Source organism: Aeromonas sp. sif2433 (genome assembly GCF_019218705.1).
Classification (GTDB): domain Bacteria; phylum Pseudomonadota; class Gammaproteobacteria; order Enterobacterales; family Aeromonadaceae; genus Aeromonas; species Aeromonas encheleia.
The window spans coordinates 44,863-60,187 of sequence record NZ_JAHUXD010000004.1; the positions used below are offsets into that span (position 1 = coordinate 44,863).

Below are 15,325 nucleotides of genomic sequence, written 5' to 3' on the forward strand. Positions count from 1 at the left end.
CGTGGTGGTTGAACTGGCCAAGATGCCCATCGACACAGAGCGACCATTTCGCACCGGAGAGAGTTATGACAAACCTGGCCACCGCAGAGAGCAGCAACTGCGACTACAAGCTGTGGGACATCCTCATCGAGTCTGCAAGGGAGCGCACCACCATTCGTTACTCCAAGCTGGCCAAACAGGCCGGGCTGGAGAGCAGCCAGGATGAGCTGCGTACCCTGCTGCAACGCATTCGCATGTATTGCACCGAGCATCAGCTGCCGATCCTCTCCACCATAGTGGTGGACGACGTGGGCAAGTACGGCGGCCTCTCCTCCAGCCTGCCCAACGCCCCCTGGGAGCGCGCCAGGGTGTTCGATTACCAGTGGCCCCTCTCGCCATAAGTCGCCCCATCAAAGAGTTTTTGCAACGACGCGCCCAAGGGCGCGTTTTGTGTTTCTGGCGCTCGGGCCGGGGGTCGGTGCGGCCCGCCCGCAGAAAAAGCGCCCGGGCGGGGCGCCGGCGTTGCCATGAGGGGATCACAATGCCAGAATCGGGCCTTCGTTGATCCAGGGCCCTGCCCGCAGCTAAAGGACCTCCCATGGCCACCACCCTCTATGGCATCAAGAACTGCGACACCATCAAGAAGGCCCGAAAGTGGCTGGATGAGGCCGGTATCGACTACCGTTTCCACGATCACAGGGTCGACGGGCTGGACCCTGCCCAGTTGGACCTGTGGCTAGGCCAGCTCGGCTGGGAAGCCCTGCTCAACACCCGCGGCACCACCTTCCGCGCCCTGCCGGACGAGGCGAAGCAGGGGCTCGACCAGACCAGGGCCCGCGCCCTGCTGCTGGCCCAGCCCGCCATGATCAAGCGCCCGCTGCTGGATCTGGGTGGCGAGCTGCACCTGGGCTTCAAGGCCGACCACTACCAATCCCTCTTCTCTCGTTAAACTTTTCTGTTAAGGAACGCCGATGTCGGATGTCATCGCACTGGCCAAGGATCTGATCCGCCGCCCCTCAGTTACCCCCCTGGATGAGGGGTGCCAGACCCTGATGGCGGAGCGCCTCGCTCGCCTCGGCTTCGTCATCGAACCCATGGTGTTTGAAGACACCACCAACCTGTGGGCACGCCGCGGCACCCAGGGCCCGCTGTTCTGCTTCGCCGGTCACACCGACGTGGTGCCCGCCGGCCCGCTGGACAAATGGCACACCCCGCCGTTCGAGCCGACCATCAAGGATGGCATGCTCTATGGCCGCGGCGCCGCCGACATGAAGGGGTCGCTCGCCGCCATGGTGGTCGCCACCGAACGCTTCGTCGCCGCCCACCCGGATCACAGTGGCTCGATCGCCTTCCTCATCACCTCCGATGAAGAGGGTCCCTTCATCAACGGCACCGTGCGTGTCATTGAGACCCTGGAGGCGCGCAACGAGAAGATCCGCTGGTGCATCGTCGGCGAACCCTCCTCCACCAGCGAGGTGGGGGATGTGGTGAAGAACGGTCGCCGCGGCTCCATCACCGGCGATCTGCTGGTGCGCGGGGTGCAGGGTCATGTGGCCTATCCCCATCTGGCGGACAACCCCATTCACCGTGCGGCCCCGGCCCTGGCGGAGCTCGCCAGCAGGGTCTGGGATCAGGGCAACGCCTACTTCCCTCCCACCAGCTTCCAGATAGCCAACCTCCAGGCTGGCACCGGCGCCTCCAACGTGATCCCGGGTGAGCTGCAGGTCCAGTTCAACTTCCGCTTCAGCACCGAACTGACCGACGGGGAGATCCGCCGCCAGGTCGAGGCGCTGCTGGACCACCACGGTCTCGACTACGAGCTGAAGTGGACCCTCTCCGGCCAGCCGTTCCTGACCGATATCGGCGCCCTGCTGGAGGCAGCCGTCGGGGCCATCGAGAGCGTCAATGGCCAGCAGCCGGCCCTGCTCACCACGGGCGGCACCTCGGATGGCCGCTTCATCGCCCCCACCGGGGCCGAAGTCATTGAACTGGGCCCGGTCAACGCCACCATCCACAAGGTGAACGAGTGCGTGAAGGCGAGCGATCTCGATCTGCTGGCCGACATGTACCAAGGGGTACTGGCACGGTTGCTGGCATGACCTTCATCCCATGGGAAACGACCCGGAGGCTGTGATGACCCAGGATCAACTGCTGGGGCTCGACGAGAGCCACCTCATCCTGGTGGGGCGCGGCCCCCACCGCCTGACCGCCGCCACCGCGGCGGCCTTCAACGACATGCAGGTCGCCGCCGCCTATGCCGGTCACAACCTGCAGCCGGCCTCCAGCTGGCGCGGCTTCGAGCGCCAGCTCGCCATCTGGAACGGCAAGTGGCGCGGCGAACGCCCGCTGCTGGACGCGGCGGGCCAGCCGCTGGACGCGCTGCAACTGAGCGAGACCGAACGACTGCACGCCATCCTGCGCTGGAGCGCCCTGCCCGGCACCAGCCGCCATCACTGGGGCACGGATCTGGACATCTACGATCCGGACTGCCTGCCCGCCGACACCAGGCTGGCGCTGGAGCCCTGGGAATACGAGGAGGGTGGCTGGTTTAGCGACCTGAGCGACTGGCTGGGGGAGCACATGAACGACTTCGGCTTCTTCCTGCCCTACGCCAAACCGGCAGGGACCCAGGGCGGCGTCGCCTACGAGCCCTGGCACCTCAGCTTCGCGCTGGAGTCCGGGGAACAACGACTGGATCAGGCGGCGCTGGCGCTTTGCCTGCAGCAGGCGGATATTGAAGGCAAGGCGACCGTACTGGCCCATCTCGACGAGATCCTGGCCCGTTACGTCACCCCCTGTCTCGACGCGAGAAATCGCTCATCATGAAGACGGGGCATATTGAAGGCAAATTGACCATGCTGACCCGGCTCGACGAGCTCCTGGTCAGTTATGACGTCACCCCCTGCCGCGACGAAAGGAGAACATCATGAGTCTGTGGTTATGGATAGGCCTGCCGCTGCTGTTCCTGCTTGGCCTGTTTCTCAACGCCATCAAGGACATGAAGCAGCTCGAGAAACAACTGCCCAAATACAGGGACAAGATCCGGGAAGTCAAAGACGACGAGGACGACTGAATCCCGCACCGGGACCCCGCTGGTGCCCCGGTCTCTGCCTTGCCCTCCCCTCGGGGAGGGTCACAAACCGCCCCGCACGACCATCCCCGTCTCACGCCACCGACCCGCCCTCTGGAGCCAGTCGTCACACTTTATCCCCCATTCCTGGCCGGGAGGCCGGCATCCCTAGCCGCTGAAAAACAGCACTTTAAATGTAAGAAACTGCAAATCGATGCACAATTAAGCCACACAAGGCGACCCAAACTGCATATAATGTGCCTGTTTTGCATTCTGCTATAAAAGGAGTTCGCCATTGGATGCCACCACCATCAACAGTTTCTTTCTTATCGGTGCCTTGTTGGTGGGATGCAGTGTCCTGTTAAGCGCGCTCTCCTCCCGTGTCGGCATCCCCATCCTGGTCATCTTCCTCGCCGTCGGCATGCTGGCCGGTGAGGATGGCCCCGGCGGCATCCATTTCGCCGACTACTCGGTCGCCTACCTGGTGGGCAACCTGGCGCTCGCCATCATCCTGCTCGACGGCGGCATGCGCACCCGGGTCTCCTCCTTTCGGGTCGCGCTCTGGCCCGCCCTGTCGCTCGCCACCGTCGGGGTGGCCATCACCACGGGCCTGACCGGTCTCGCCGCCGCCTGGCTGTTCGATCTCAACCTGATGCAGGGCATGCTGATCGGCGCCATCGTCGGCTCCACCGATGCGGCGGCGGTGTTCTCCCTGCTCGGCGGGCGCAGCCTGAACGAGCGGGTCAGCGCCACCCTGGAGATAGAGTCAGGCAGCAACGATCCCATGGCGGTGTTTCTCACCGTCACCCTGATCGAGATCCTCGCCACCCAGCAACAGGGGCTGGACTGGGCCTTCCTGCTGCTGCAGTTGGTCAAGCAGTTCGGGCTCGGGGCCGGCATAGGCCTCGGCGGCGGCTGGCTGCTGTGGCGCCTCATCAACAGCGCCAGGCTGGCTCCCGGCCTCTATCCCCTGCTCACCGTCAGCGGTGGCCTGCTCATCTTCGCCATCACCACCGCGGTGGGGGGCAGCGGCATCCTCTCCATCTACCTCACCGGCCTGCTGCTCGGCAACCTCTCCCTGCGCAGCCGCAGCACCACACTGTCGGTGCTGGATGGCCTGACCTGGCTCAGCCAGATCGGCATGTTCCTGGTGCTGGGTCTGCTCGTCAATCCGAGCAACCTGCTGCCCATCGCCCTGCCGGCGCTGGTGCTGGCCGGCTGGATGATACTGTTCGCCCGCCCGGTGTCGGTCTGGATTGGCCTGCTGCCGTTCAAGAACTTCGCCCCCCGCGAGCGCTGGTTCATCTCCTGGGTGGGGCTGCGTGGCGCCGTGCCCATCATACTGGCGGTCTTCCCCATGATGGCGGGGCTGCCCAACGCCCAGCTCTACTTCAATGTCGCCTTCTTCGTGGTGCTGGTCTCCCTCATCCTGCAGGGCAGCTCGCTGCCGCTGGCCTCAAGGCTGGCACGGGTCGAGGTGCCGGCACCGCCCTCCCCCATCAACCGCTCCGGGCTGGAGATCGATCTTGACAGCCAGTGGGAGACCTTCATCTATCGCCTCAGCGCCGAGAAGTGGTGCATCGGCTCGCCGCTGCGCGAGCTGCGCATGCCCCAGGGGACCCGCATCTGCGCCCTGTTCCGGGGCCAGGAGCTGTTGCACCCCTCGGGCAGTACCCGCCTGCAACCGGATGATATCCTCTGCGTCATCGGTCACGAGCGGGATCTGCCCGCCCTCGGCCAGCTGTTCAGCCAGGCCCCCGAGCAGGATCTGGGCCCGCGCTTCTTCGGCGACTTCCTGCTGGAGGCGGCCGCCAGACTGGTGGATCTCGCCCCGCTCTACGGGCTGGATGTGAGCGAGGTGGCGGATCAGACACTCGGCGATTTTATCGCCGGGCAGTTGGGCGATAATCTGGTAGTAGGTGACCATTTCGCCTGGCAGGGTCTGCTCTGGACGGTGGCGGAGATGGAAGAGGGTGAGCCTCGCAAGATAGGGGTACGCTTTTTGGAAGAAGATCCGGTTTAAGACAGCGGTCTGACCATTGTTAGCAAAAAGTGCTCAGCGCGAAGGGAGTTCACTATGCCTTATCAAAGCCTGTTGTCTGGTCTCTATCCCCCCTCGCCCCGACTGGGGCTGATCGAGGGCTTCTTCGGCAAGGGCTGGAGTTGGGAAGCCCGCGCCCGCTATGCCCAGTGGCTGCCTCGCCACGGCTATGGCTTCTACATCTATGCGCCCAAAGAGGATGGCCATCTGCGCAAGCACTGGGCCCAGCCCTGGCCTGCGCACCAGCTCGAGGAGCTGCGCCGCCTGGCCCAGCAGTGCCGTGACAACGGCCTCGCCTTCGGGGTGGGCCTGAGCCCCATGGGCGCCCATCACGACTACCCGCGCAAGCGTGCGGCGCTGCTGGAGAAGGTCCGCCTGATCGACGAGGCGCTGCAGCCCGACATCTTGGCGGTGCTGTTCGATGACATGAAGGGGGATACCCAGGATCTCGCCCACTGGCAGCTCACCATAGCCCACGACATCGCGGCCCACAGCAAGGCCAGCCGCCTGCTGTTCTGCCCCAGCTACTACTCGACGGATCCGGTGCTGGAGAAGGTGTTCGGCGCCATGCCACCCCATTACCTGACCGATCTGGGCCAGGGGCTGGACAAGCGTTTTGACATCTTCTGGACCGGCCCCAAGGTCTGCTCCAGCGACTACCCGGCCCCCCACCTCAAGCAGGCCGCCGACTGGCTGCACCGCAAGCCCTTCCTGTGGGACAACTACCCGGTCAACGATGGCAGCAAGGCCAGCAGCTTCCTGCACCTGCGCGCCTTCGAGAACCGCCCGGCGGAGCTGGCCGATCTGGTGGCGGGCCACGCGGTCAATCCCATGAAGCAGGCGGCGCTCTCGGTGCTGCCGCTCGCCACCCTGCCCATGAGCTACCGACTCGGCAAGCAGTACGATCCGGACAAGGCGCTGCACGCCTCCCTCAATGCCACCTGCGGCCCGCAGATCTCCGCCATGATCCAGGCCGATCTGTCGCTGTTCCAGGACATAGGGCTGGCCCAGCTCACCCCGGCGCAGCACGACTATCTCCAGGCCCGCTACCTGCCGTTCCAGGATCAGGGCTGCGTCGACGAGATACTGCGCTGGCTGGCGGGGGAATATGTGTTCGATCCGGACTGCCTGACCGACTGAGGCGCAGCCAGACGCCCATAAAAAATGCCACCCCTCTTGGTCAGAGACGGGTGGCATTTTTCATTGCGCAACACTCAGCCCAGCGCCAGCCAGACCCCGACCCCCAGCATCAGGGAGCCCGCGATGCGGTTCATCAGGGTGACGTTACCGCTCTTGGCGAGGAAGTGGCGCAGGGTGCGGCCCCCGCTGGCATAGAGCAGCAGACAGGAGAACTCGATGATCAGGATCAGCATCACCAGGGCGCTGATCTGGGGCGCCATCGGCTTGGCCGCATTGATGAAGGGTGGCAGCAGGGAGACCATGAAGGCCCAGCCCTTGGGGTTGGCGATGGCGGTGACGAAGCCCTGCAGCGCCAGGCCAAGGGGCTTGGTCTCCTGGCCGGCCGACAAGTCCGCCGGGATGGCCATCTTGCCCTTCGCCTGCCACATCTGGATGCCGAGCCAGACCAGATAGGCCCCGCCCACGTACTTGAACGCCGAGAACAGCGCCGGGTAGTTGAGCATGACAGCGGCCACCCCGATCACCGACAGCACTGAGACCAGCCCGACCCCGATGAGCTCCCCCCACATCATGTGCAGGGTGCGGCGCACCCCCAGGCTCATGCCGAGGGTCATCGCCAGGGTCATGCACATGCCGGGGGTCACAGAGACAAAGAAGAACGTGGGAATAAACAGCGCCAGAATAGCGGGATCAATCCAGTGGGACACACTACACCTCCATGGTAACAAGGCTTCAATCTTGCCTACCGCCCCCCTTGCACACAAGCAAAAACCCGTCGGCCGGCCGATTTCGGCCCTGCGCCGCCCCGGGTTGCAGGTCGAGGCGGCCATCATCCCCGCCCACTCACTACCAAGGGGGTAGCACGGCGACCGGCACCAGGCGGTTGGCCAGATGCTGTCACATGACTCAGCGCAAAGAGGCCCGCGTCGATGCCGCCGCCGACCCTCGATGGGCTGAGCCCGCGCCCACCGGGCCCGCGGGGCGCCTCCTCGGGGGGCCTGGAAGCTGCCAGTTTTAAACGACATTTTGAATGAATGGGGTCATTAGGGACTGGGCTGCATCCGCAAATGTGGGTATGGTAGAGGCACGTCATTCCCCCTCACGTAGAGAATCCCATGAGCCTGAAGTTCAAGAAACCCGCTTTTATCGCGCTGGGCCTCGTCGCCCTGCTCTCCGCTCTCTGGCTCGACTTCTATCTGCCGGAACACACCATCGCCACCATCACCGGGGTTGAGGTGAAGCGCACCGACAAGGATGGCCCCATCAGCCAGAAAAACCCGGCCGATGGCCCCACCGTGGATGTCTACTACATCTATACCGAGCGCCCCGGTGAGAAGATCCGGGTGTTTCGCAACGAGGATACCCTCTGGGGCTGGCCCTTCTACTTCAAGTTCGATGCCGCCGACGTGCAGGCCAAGGCCAAATCCATGGAGTTCGAGAAGCGCCTGGCCATCATCACCTCCTACGGCTGGCGCGTGAACATGTTCTCCCTGTTCCCCAACGTTACCAAGATCGAGAGCACCCAGCCTGACGCCTCCACCTGGAGCTTCTTCCGCTGGTTCTGGTTCGGCGTCTGGGCGCTGGTGATGGGCAAGGCCGCCATCGCCACCTGGCGTTACTTCGACCGTCTCGAGGACGAGATATGATCGACTCAGGCAAAAACGGTGCCAGCGGCCTGCAGCGATGGCATATGGCGGCTTGTCCGGTCAGCCAGACAAATCTCGGGGAGAGACAATGACAGAGCCGAGCAAGACCCGGACCAGCTTCTATCGACGGCTCTACGTTGCCCACCTGATAAGCCAAGGCACCGACAGCATTCCCGCCATCATGGCGGCCACCGGCATGCCGCGACGCACCGCCCAGGATACCCTGGCGGCCCTGGCGGAGCTGGACATCCACTGCGCCTTCGAGCAGACCGAGGGGGCACGCCACCTGCAGGGCCACTATCGGATCGGCGACTGGGGCCCCATCAACCCGGCCTGGATAGCGGCGCAGCTCGATACCATCAAGCAGACCCTGGGCTACCCCTGATGGTGGCTGTCAGCACCAGCAACGCATAACAAGAGAGGGGAGCCATGGCTCCCCTCTCTGCTGTGGTGTCCTCATCGGCATCATGCCGCCTGTCCCTATTCCGGGAAAGGCTCCTCCGGCAGCGGCTCCTCCGACTCCCCCTGGGTGCAGTCGATGATGGAGCGCTTGGGATTGTTCGGATCCCGCAGCAGCAGGGGAGCCTCCCCCAGATCGTGCTTGCGCTCATCGGCAAACTCGCTGCCATAGGCGTTATGGGTCAGCCGCCTGGCGTTGGCGATGGGGGTGTCAACAAACAGGGCGTGCACCTCGAAGCTCGAGGTCGGGATGAGGAAGCCGTGGATCGGCAGGCCATGAAGCTCCTGGTGGGTCTTGTACCAGGCGAAGCCATCGGTCGTCTTGTAGGGCTTGAAGGCATTGAGCTGTGGCGAAGATCCCTCCCCCCGCTCGGCGTCGAAAGAGAGGTTGTCCAGATCGCAGGTCGCCAGCCCGTGCCACATCGTCTCAAATGGCGTGGCACAGGCCGTCAGTTGTGCACCGACCAGCAGTGCCAGCGTCGTCTTCCACATCCCCTGCCCCTTATCCATTCGCCCTGATCTCAATGAAATGCCTGCAGACGCTGCACCAGCAGGTCGATGAAGCCGACCCGATCCAGCCCCAGCAAGACATGGGTGTTGGCGGCATGGCCGGTCAGGCCATGGCGATCCACCACCGTCATTCCCACAGTATGCACTCCCTGAGTCTCGATGCCGACCCAGCAATCTATCCCATGGAACAGCTCGGGCGCCAGCAACCAGGCGATGGTACAGGGATCATGCAGCGGTGCCCCGCGAAATCCCCACTTGGGATCCCGATGATAGATCATGAAGAAATCGAGCAGCTCCGCCACACAGCGGGCCACCGGGTTGGGGATGGCGCGCACCCGCTCTATGTCCGCGTCCATCACCTGCGCCTCGTGGGTCACGTCCAGCCCGCACAGGGTGAGGGGGATCCCGGACTTGAACACCATGTCGGCCGCCTCGGGATCCACATAGATGTTGAACTCCGCCGCCGGGGTCCAGTTGCCCGCCCCGGCCGAGCCCCCCATCAGCACGATGCGGCCTATCTTGTGGTGCAGCTCTGGGTGCGCCGCCAGCAGCAGGGCGATGTTGGTGAGCGGGCCGGTCGGCACCAGGGTGACCGGCTCCGGGCTGTGGCGCAGCGTCTGCGCCATCAGCTCAAGCGCCGTCATGGGCTGGGGGTCAAAGCCCGGCTCCGGCAGTTTGGGGCCGTCGAGACCCGACTCCCCGTGCACGTTGTCGGCGATGATGAGCTCCCGAGCCAAGGGCCGCGACGCCCCCGCCGCCACCGGAATGTCGTGGCGACCGAGCAGGGTGAGGATGCGCAGGGCATTGTTGAGGGTCTTGTCCGGCGTCTGGTTGCCCGCGCTGGTGGTCACCGCCAGCACCCTCAGCTCGGGGCTGGCCAGCGCCAGGATGAGGGCGATGGCATCATCGTGGCCGGGATCGCAATCGAGAATGATGGGCAGTGACATGACGGACTCCTACGACAAAAAAAGATCCACACCTTAGCAAGCCACCACCAGATTAACTCTGGAGGGAGTCACAAAACGGCCTATGCCCACGTTATCAAGTACTTGCCACCGAACTTCGCGAGATGGACGCCGCCGGCACACGGGGATTCGCCGCCCACCGCCGGTTCGGGTATGATCGCTCCCCGTTTCCAGCCTGCCGTGCCCCTATGTCTGCCATCGTCGATACCTTTATCGCCCCGCCCTGTGCGGCCGAGATCAACATCCTCCATCAGGATGCCCATCTGCTGCTGATCGACAAGCCGAGCGGCCTGCTCAGCCTCTCCGGCAAGAATCCACAGAACCTCGACTCGGTGCACTATCGGCTGGTGCAGGATTTCCCCGGTTGCACCCTGGTGCATCGCCTCGACTTTGGCACCTCGGGGCTGATGGTGGTGGCCAGGGACAAGGCCATCAACGCCGCGATCGCCCATCAGTTCAGCCAGCGCGCCGTGACCAAGAGCTACGGCGCCCTGCTGTGCGGCCACCTGGCCGATGACGAGGGGCTGATCGACGCCCCCATCGCCAAGGATCCGGCCCTGTTCCCGCGGATGAAGATCTGCGCCGTTCAGGGCAAGCCGGCCCGCTCCCGCTACCGGGTGGTGGAGCGCCTGGTTCGCCAGAACGAAGATGGCGTTTCCCTGCCGCTGACCCGGGTCGTGCTGACCCCCGAGACCGGCCGCACCCATCAGCTGCGTATCCACTGTCAGCTGCTGGGCCACCCCATCCTGGGTTGCGATCTCTACGGCGGTCTGCTGTTGGCGGGCACGGAGAACACGCCGCGGCTGATGCTGCATGCGAGTGCGCTGGACTTCGTGCATCCGGTGAGCGGTGAGCCGATGGCGGCGAGCTGTGCCAGCCCGTTCTGATGGCGGCGTGAGGGAAAAGAGAAGCAGGAAGGAAAGGCTGCGCCAATGGGCGAACGACGGATAAAGATAGGGGCCGCGCTTTCGCAACGGCCCCCACCCCCCACTCGTGGTGGTGCTATCAGATCAGCTTGCGGGCGGCGCCCAGCACGATCTTGATGGCATCAGATTCGGTTCTTGCCATGGTTTCGGCGTTCGGGATTTCCTGCTGGGTACGGTTCACGATGACACCGGCCACCATGCCGGCGCGCAGGCCCTGGCTGGAGCACATGGTCAGCAGGGTAGCGGACTCCATCTCGTAGTTCAGCACGCCCATGGCTTGCCACTCTTTCATGGAACCCTGGAAGCGGCTCACTACGCGACCGGATACGGTATCGTAACGCTCCTGACCCGGGTAGAAGGTATCGGAAGAGGCGGTCACCCCGATGTGCAGCGTGGAGCCCAGCTCCTTGGCGGTGTTGACCAGCGCCGTGGTGCAGTCGAAGTCGGCCACGGCCGGGAATTCCATGGGTGCGAAGTGCAGGCTGGCACCGTCGAGGCGCACTGAACCGGTGGTGACGATCACGTCGCCCACGTTCAGGTGCGGCTGGATGGCGCCAGTGGTGCCGATGCGCAGGAAGGTGCGGATACCCAGCTGGGCAAGCTCTTCCACCGCGATGGAGGTGGACGGGCCACCGATCCCGGTGGAGCAGATGATCACGGCCTTGCCGTCCATCTCGCCGCGCCAGGTGGTGAATTCACGATGGCTGGCCAGGTGCACCGGGTTGTCCAACAGTTCTGCGATGCGCTTGACGCGCTCGGGGTCACCAGGAACGATCGCCAGGGTGGCGCCTTGCAGATCAGCTTTCTTCAAACCCAAGTGGAAAACATCAGACATAGTGGACTCCTGGTTGCGCCCCACCAGCGGGTGGCAGAGTGCAGTTAAGATGATTCTTTAATGGTACTTTCGAGCCGGTTTCCCTCCATTGGGGAAGGCGCCAACTATGGTCGAAAGCGCTTTCCAATTCCTTGAAGCAACTCACACTTCCATGCATTGACAGTGACAAAATCAGCGCAAAACGTTTGCTAACTTGATGAATTTCCTGAAAAACGTTTTTCTGCTTTCCTCCCGCTCCCGCCCCTTGTCAAGCCCTCGCCGCCACGATTCGACCAGAGCGCGAGCGAGTCCACAAAGTTATAAAACAGATACCATTGACCCCTTTTCATCTCCCTCGACGCTGTTATTTTGGCACCTGAATACCACTTAATGGCTAATTATCGGAGTCCACCATGGCGACATTCAAATTCTACATTCCCGCGGTCAACCTGATGGGAGCGGGCTGCCTGCAAGAAGCGGCAGCCGATATCCAGGGCTATGGCCATCGCAAGGCGCTGATCGTCACCGATCATGTCCTCAACCAGATAGGCGTGGTCGCTCAAGTAGCTGCCCTGCTGGCAGAGCATGGCATCGAGAGCCTGGTGTTCGACGAGACCAGGCCCAACCCCACCATGGCCAACGTGGAGGCTGGCCTCGCCATGCTCAAGGCCAATGGCTGCGACTGCGTCATCTCCTTAGGGGGCGGCTCGCCCCACGACTGTGCCAAGGGCATCGCTCTGGTGGCCGCCAACGGCGGCAGCATTCGGGACTATGAAGGAGTGGATCGCTCCGCCAAGCCGCAGCTGCCGCTTATCGCCATCAACACCACCGCCGGCACCGCCTCCGAGATGACGCGTTTTTGCATCATCACCGACGAGAGCCGCCACGTGAAGATGGCCATCGTCGACAAGCACGTCACCCCGCTGATGTCGGTCAACGATCCCGAGCTGATGCTGGCCAAGCCCGCCGGGCTCACCGCCGCCACCGGCATGGATGCGCTGACCCACGCCATCGAGGCCTATGTCTCCACCGCCGCCACCCCGGTCACCGATGCCAGCGCCATCATGGCGATCCAGCTCATCGCCCGCCACCTGCGCACCGCCGTCAATCAGGGTGACGATCTGCCAGCCCGCGAGCAGATGGCCTATGCCCAGTTCCTGGCCGGCATGGCGTTCAACAACGCCAGCCTCGGCTACGTGCACGCCATGGCGCACCAGCTCGGCGGCTTCTATGACCTGCCCCACGGCGTCTGCAATGCCGTGCTGCTGCCCCACGTGCAGCGCTATAACGCCCAGGTGAGTGCCGCTCGCCTCAAGGACGTCGCCCGCCACATGGGGGTGGATGTGAGCGCCATGAACGACGAGCAGGGCGCCGCCGCCGCGATCAACGCCATCCAGCAGCTGGCCCGCGACGTGAAGATCCCGGCCGGCCTGGAGCAGCTCGGGGTGAAGGCCGACGACTTCGACCTGCTGGCCAGCAACGCCCTGAAGGATGCCTGCGGCTTCACCAACCCGCAGCAGGCGAGCCACGACGAGATAGTCGCCATCTTCCGCGCCGCCATGTAAACCCGCGCCATCTCTGCCAAGGGCCGCCATGCGGCCCTTTTTATTGGCTGATGGATCAATGGCTTTTTACTTCCGTGGAGGGAGTGGGTATGATTTGCCAAGCTAAAAAGACTGTATGGATGATCTGAACCCGATATGCGGATGAAACACCTGATTGCCGCGGCCCTGACCGCCCTCACCCTGTCCGGTTGCAGCCTGGTCTATCGCATCGATATTCCCCAGGGCAACTACGTGGAACAAAAACAGGTCGATAAACTGCGCCAGGGCATGACCCGCGAGCAGGTCGAGTTCGTGCTGGGTTCTCCCATGCTGCGCGACGGCTTTGACCCCAACACCTGGTATTATCTCTATGAGTTCCAACCGGGGCGTGGTGACAAGGAACGCAAGGAGCTGACCCTGAACTTCGTGGGGGACAGGCTGGCAACCGCCACGGGAGACTTCCCGCTGCCCGCAGCCTTCACCACCCCGCTCTGATATCCCACAAAACCGGCCAAGGCCGGTTTTGTTCTATCTGCGTCATGAGGAGGCAAGCATGAGCCAGATCCTGATCGCGGGGGCAACCGGCCTGATTGGGCAGGCGTTGGTCCGCCAGCTCGGCCCAGAGCATCAGCTGACCCTGCTCTGTCGCAAGGCGGGAGAAGCGGCCCCCGGCAGCCACTGGCTGCCGGTGGACTTCGAGCGGCTGGACAGGCTCGAGCTGCCCACCCCCATCGATCTCGCCTTCTGCTGCCTCGGTACCACCCGCAAGGAGGCCGGCTCCGACGAGGCGTTTCGCCGGGTCGATCACGACTATGTGCTGGCCTTCGCCGCCCTCGCCCGTCGCCACGGTTGCCGCCGCCTGCTGGTCGTCTCCAGCCTGGGGGCCAATGCCCGCTCCCCCGCCCTCTATCCCCGCACCAAGGGGCAGATGGAGCAGGCCTTGCTGGCGCAAGAGTGGCAACGGCTCGTGCTGGTGCGCCCCGCCATGTTGCTTGGCCATCGCCAACCGCCGCGCAAGTCCGAGCAAGTCATTCAGGCCATCTATCCGCTGCTCAGGCCGCTGCTGCGGGGACCCCTCAAGCGCTGGCGGGCCATAGAGGCGAGTCAGGTGGCCCACGCCATGACGGTGCTGGCCTATCAGGCGCAGGGGGTAGAGATAGTGCAGAACGAGCGGCTGCTAACCCTGTAAGGCCCAGGCCAGTGCAGCCCCTGTGGTAAAACATCCAATAGCAAAGAGGCGCCATGGCGCCTCTTTTCATTGCTCGGTCTTCCCCGCATCAGGTCGATTCGCCATCGTCCCGCTTGCGGTGGACGTCGGGCCGTCCGCCGGTGACCACATCGGCACGCCCCTCTTCCTTGGCCTTCTCGGCCCGCTTCTTGCGCATCTCTTTCGGATCGGCGATGAGCGGGCGGTAGATCTCGACGCGATCGCCATCCTGCACCGGCTCGAAGCCCTTGACCGGACGGCTGTAGATGCCGAACTTGTTGACCGCGAGATCGATCTCCGGGTGCTTCTGCACTATGCCGGACTGCTCGATGGCGGCCAGCACGCTGGTGCCGGGGGCGACCCGGATGCGCAGCACGGTTTGCCGCTCGGGCAGGGCGTAGGCGACTTCGATATTGAGCAGATCAGACACCGTAGACCACCTTGGCGCGGTTGGAGAAGGCGAGCACCATGGAGCCCACCAGATCGCGGAAGATCTGGCCAAAGGCCAGCTCGATCAGCTTGGAGGTGAATTCGAAGTCGAGATCGAACTCCACCTTGCAAGCATCCACATCCAGCGGGGTGAAGGTCCACCAGCCCGCCAGCGTCTTGAAGGGGCCTTCCACCAGCTCCATCTTGATGGCGCGGTTGGTATCGAGCAGATTGCGGGTGGTAAAGGTCTTGGCAATACCCGCCTTGGCCACATCGACCGAGGCCGTCATGTAGTCCTCGCCGGTCTCGTGGACGCGGCTGCCGACACAACCGGGCAGGAACTCGGGGTAAGCGTGAACATCGTTGACCAGCCGGAACATTTGTTCGGCACTGAACATCACCAGGGCACTGCGAGTAATACGGGGCATGGGCTTTCCTCATCCAATCGGACCGATTTTATCACCTTGTCAGCCAAAATCACCGCCGAAACCGTTCACAAAGCCGTCACTCGCGCAATTTGTGTGTTGTGCAACCGCTCCCCCCACCTTCAGATCACCCCGCCAGCCCACATTATTTCGAAGCGGCTCAGGGCGCC

19 protein-coding genes are annotated in these 15,325 nt (G+C 63.8%); 13 read left to right on the top strand and 6 right to left on the bottom strand.

What is annotated here, in order from left to right:
* The first annotated feature begins 65 nt into the window (after positions 1–65).
* The 7 genes from KW825_RS07510 to KW825_RS07540 all read left to right on the top strand — a co-directional run bounded on the left by KW825_RS07510 (position 66) and on the right by KW825_RS07540 (position 6,230).
* On the top strand, positions 66–380 hold the full coding sequence (locus KW825_RS07510) for a hypothetical protein (RefSeq protein ID WP_042651315.1): 315 nt from the start codon (positions 66–68) through the stop codon (positions 378–380).
* A gap of 197 nt (positions 381–577) precedes the next feature.
* The gene (locus tag KW825_RS07515) at positions 578–928 is read left to right on the top strand and encodes an ArsC family reductase (RefSeq protein WP_218290059.1); all 351 of its coding nucleotides are present in this window, start codon (positions 578–580) and stop codon (positions 926–928) included.
* Between the two features lie 22 nt (positions 929–950).
* Complete coding sequence (gene dapE, locus KW825_RS07520) at positions 951–2,078, top strand: succinyl-diaminopimelate desuccinylase (protein WP_218328810.1); 1,128 nt, start codon at positions 951–953, stop codon at positions 2,076–2,078.
* 34 nt (positions 2,079–2,112) lie between these two features.
* Positions 2,113–2,805 (top strand): M15 family metallopeptidase, encoded by a 693-nt coding sequence (locus tag KW825_RS07525; protein WP_218328811.1) that lies wholly within the window; start codon positions 2,113–2,115, stop codon positions 2,803–2,805.
* 100 nt (positions 2,806–2,905) lie between these two features.
* Positions 2,906–3,052, top strand: coding sequence for a hypothetical protein (locus KW825_RS07530; RefSeq protein WP_005325762.1), 147 nt, complete (start codon positions 2,906–2,908; stop codon positions 3,050–3,052).
* Between the two features lie 292 nt (positions 3,053–3,344).
* Positions 3,345–5,072, top strand: a complete 1,728-nt coding sequence (locus KW825_RS07535) for a potassium/proton antiporter (RefSeq protein WP_218290055.1) — start codon at positions 3,345–3,347, stop codon at positions 5,070–5,072.
* A gap of 54 nt (positions 5,073–5,126) precedes the next feature.
* Complete coding sequence (locus KW825_RS07540; protein ID WP_218328812.1) at positions 5,127–6,230, top strand: beta-N-acetylglucosaminidase domain-containing protein; 1,104 nt, start codon at positions 5,127–5,129, stop codon at positions 6,228–6,230.
* Between the two features lie 74 nt (positions 6,231–6,304).
* Here KW825_RS07540 and KW825_RS07545 read toward each other — a convergent pair whose 3' ends face one another.
* Positions 6,305–6,937 carry a LysE family translocator gene (locus tag KW825_RS07545; RefSeq protein WP_218328813.1) on the bottom strand — a complete coding sequence of 211 codons (633 nt, stop codon included), beginning with the start codon at positions 6,935–6,937 and terminating at the stop codon, positions 6,305–6,307.
* Positions 6,938–7,345: 408 nt separating this feature from the next.
* Here KW825_RS07545 and KW825_RS07550 point away from each other — a divergent pair, with 408 nt between their 5' ends.
* Both KW825_RS07550 and KW825_RS07555 read left to right on the top strand, forming a co-directional pair.
* Positions 7,346–7,876, top strand: a complete 531-nt coding sequence (locus KW825_RS07550) for a DUF1523 family protein (RefSeq protein ID WP_042651308.1) — start codon at positions 7,346–7,348, stop codon at positions 7,874–7,876.
* Positions 7,877–7,964: 88 nt separating this feature from the next.
* Positions 7,965–8,261 carry a helix-turn-helix domain-containing protein gene (locus tag KW825_RS07555; protein WP_042651307.1) on the top strand — a complete coding sequence of 99 codons (297 nt, stop codon included), beginning with the start codon at positions 7,965–7,967 and terminating at the stop codon, positions 8,259–8,261.
* Positions 8,262–8,356: 95 nt separating this feature from the next.
* Here the strand turns inward: KW825_RS07555 and KW825_RS07560 are convergent, their stop codons facing one another.
* A complete protein-coding gene (locus KW825_RS07560) occupies positions 8,357–8,827 on the bottom strand; it encodes a hypothetical protein (RefSeq protein WP_218328814.1) in 471 nt (156 codons plus the stop codon).
* 29 nt (positions 8,828–8,856) lie between these two features.
* Complete coding sequence (gene rihA / locus KW825_RS07565; protein ID WP_218328815.1) at positions 8,857–9,792, bottom strand: pyrimidine-specific ribonucleoside hydrolase RihA; 936 nt, start codon at positions 9,790–9,792, stop codon at positions 8,857–8,859.
* Positions 9,793–9,998: 206 nt separating this feature from the next.
* Between rihA and KW825_RS07570 the strand changes: the two genes are divergently transcribed.
* The gene (locus tag KW825_RS07570; protein ID WP_218328816.1) at positions 9,999–10,697 is read left to right on the top strand and encodes an RluA family pseudouridine synthase; all 699 of its coding nucleotides are present in this window, start codon (positions 9,999–10,001) and stop codon (positions 10,695–10,697) included.
* Positions 10,698–10,815: 118 nt separating this feature from the next.
* Here KW825_RS07570 and udp read toward each other — a convergent pair whose 3' ends face one another.
* Positions 10,816–11,571: a uridine phosphorylase gene (udp, locus tag KW825_RS07575; RefSeq protein WP_042651303.1), complete on the bottom strand. Its 756-nt coding sequence runs from the start codon at positions 11,569–11,571 to the stop codon at positions 10,816–10,818.
* Positions 11,572–11,963: 392 nt separating this feature from the next.
* Here udp and yiaY point away from each other — a divergent pair, with 392 nt between their 5' ends.
* The 3 genes from yiaY (at position 11,964) to KW825_RS07590 (ending at position 14,283) form a co-directional block, all read left to right on the top strand.
* Positions 11,964–13,115, top strand: a complete 1,152-nt coding sequence (gene yiaY / locus KW825_RS07580) for an L-threonine dehydrogenase (protein WP_218328817.1) — start codon at positions 11,964–11,966, stop codon at positions 13,113–13,115.
* 135 nt (positions 13,116–13,250) lie between these two features.
* Positions 13,251–13,589 carry an outer membrane protein assembly factor BamE gene (locus KW825_RS07585; protein ID WP_005325779.1) on the top strand — a complete coding sequence of 113 codons (339 nt, stop codon included), beginning with the start codon at positions 13,251–13,253 and terminating at the stop codon, positions 13,587–13,589.
* A 58-nt stretch (positions 13,590–13,647) separates the two neighbouring features.
* Positions 13,648–14,283: an NAD(P)H-binding protein gene (locus KW825_RS07590; RefSeq protein WP_218328818.1), complete on the top strand. Its 636-nt coding sequence runs from the start codon at positions 13,648–13,650 to the stop codon at positions 14,281–14,283.
* Positions 14,284–14,371: 88 nt separating this feature from the next.
* Here the strand turns inward: KW825_RS07590 and KW825_RS07595 are convergent, their stop codons facing one another.
* Both KW825_RS07595 and KW825_RS07600 read right to left on the bottom strand, forming a co-directional pair.
* Positions 14,372–14,731: an RnfH family protein gene (locus KW825_RS07595; protein WP_218328819.1), complete on the bottom strand. Its 360-nt coding sequence runs from the start codon at positions 14,729–14,731 to the stop codon at positions 14,372–14,374.
* Complete coding sequence (locus tag KW825_RS07600; protein WP_218328820.1) at positions 14,724–15,158, bottom strand: SRPBCC family protein; 435 nt, start codon at positions 15,156–15,158, stop codon at positions 14,724–14,726. The genes KW825_RS07595 and KW825_RS07600 overlap by 8 nt, the downstream gene beginning before the upstream one ends.
* Between the last annotated feature and the right edge of the window lie 167 nt (positions 15,159–15,325).

Coding starts and splice junctions, on each gene's coding strand:
- KW825_RS07510 (WP_042651315.1), top strand. CDS start 66: ATGACAAACCTGGCCACCGCAGAGAGCAGCAACTGCGACTACAAGCTG.
- KW825_RS07515 (WP_218290059.1), top strand. CDS start 578: ATGGCCACCACCCTCTATGGCATCAAGAACTGCGACACCATCAAGAAG.
- dapE (WP_218328810.1), top strand. CDS start 951: ATGTCGGATGTCATCGCACTGGCCAAGGATCTGATCCGCCGCCCCTCA.
- KW825_RS07525 (WP_218328811.1), top strand. CDS start 2,113: ATGACCCAGGATCAACTGCTGGGGCTCGACGAGAGCCACCTCATCCTG.
- KW825_RS07530 (WP_005325762.1), top strand. CDS start 2,906: ATGAGTCTGTGGTTATGGATAGGCCTGCCGCTGCTGTTCCTGCTTGGC.
- KW825_RS07540 (WP_218328812.1), top strand. CDS start 5,127: ATGCCTTATCAAAGCCTGTTGTCTGGTCTCTATCCCCCCTCGCCCCGA.
- KW825_RS07550 (WP_042651308.1), top strand. CDS start 7,346: ATGAGCCTGAAGTTCAAGAAACCCGCTTTTATCGCGCTGGGCCTCGTC.
- KW825_RS07555 (WP_042651307.1), top strand. CDS start 7,965: ATGACAGAGCCGAGCAAGACCCGGACCAGCTTCTATCGACGGCTCTAC.
- KW825_RS07560 (WP_218328814.1), bottom strand. CDS start 8,827: ATGTGGAAGACGACGCTGGCACTGCTGGTCGGTGCACAACTGACGGCC.
- rihA (WP_218328815.1), bottom strand. CDS start 9,792: ATGTCACTGCCCATCATTCTCGATTGCGATCCCGGCCACGATGATGCC.
- KW825_RS07570 (WP_218328816.1), top strand. CDS start 9,999: ATGTCTGCCATCGTCGATACCTTTATCGCCCCGCCCTGTGCGGCCGAG.
- udp (WP_042651303.1), bottom strand. CDS start 11,571: ATGTCTGATGTTTTCCACTTGGGTTTGAAGAAAGCTGATCTGCAAGGC.
- yiaY (WP_218328817.1), top strand. CDS start 11,964: ATGGCGACATTCAAATTCTACATTCCCGCGGTCAACCTGATGGGAGCG.
- KW825_RS07585 (WP_005325779.1), top strand. CDS start 13,251: ATGCGGATGAAACACCTGATTGCCGCGGCCCTGACCGCCCTCACCCTG.
- KW825_RS07590 (WP_218328818.1), top strand. CDS start 13,648: ATGAGCCAGATCCTGATCGCGGGGGCAACCGGCCTGATTGGGCAGGCG.
- KW825_RS07600 (WP_218328820.1), bottom strand. CDS start 15,158: ATGCCCCGTATTACTCGCAGTGCCCTGGTGATGTTCAGTGCCGAACAA.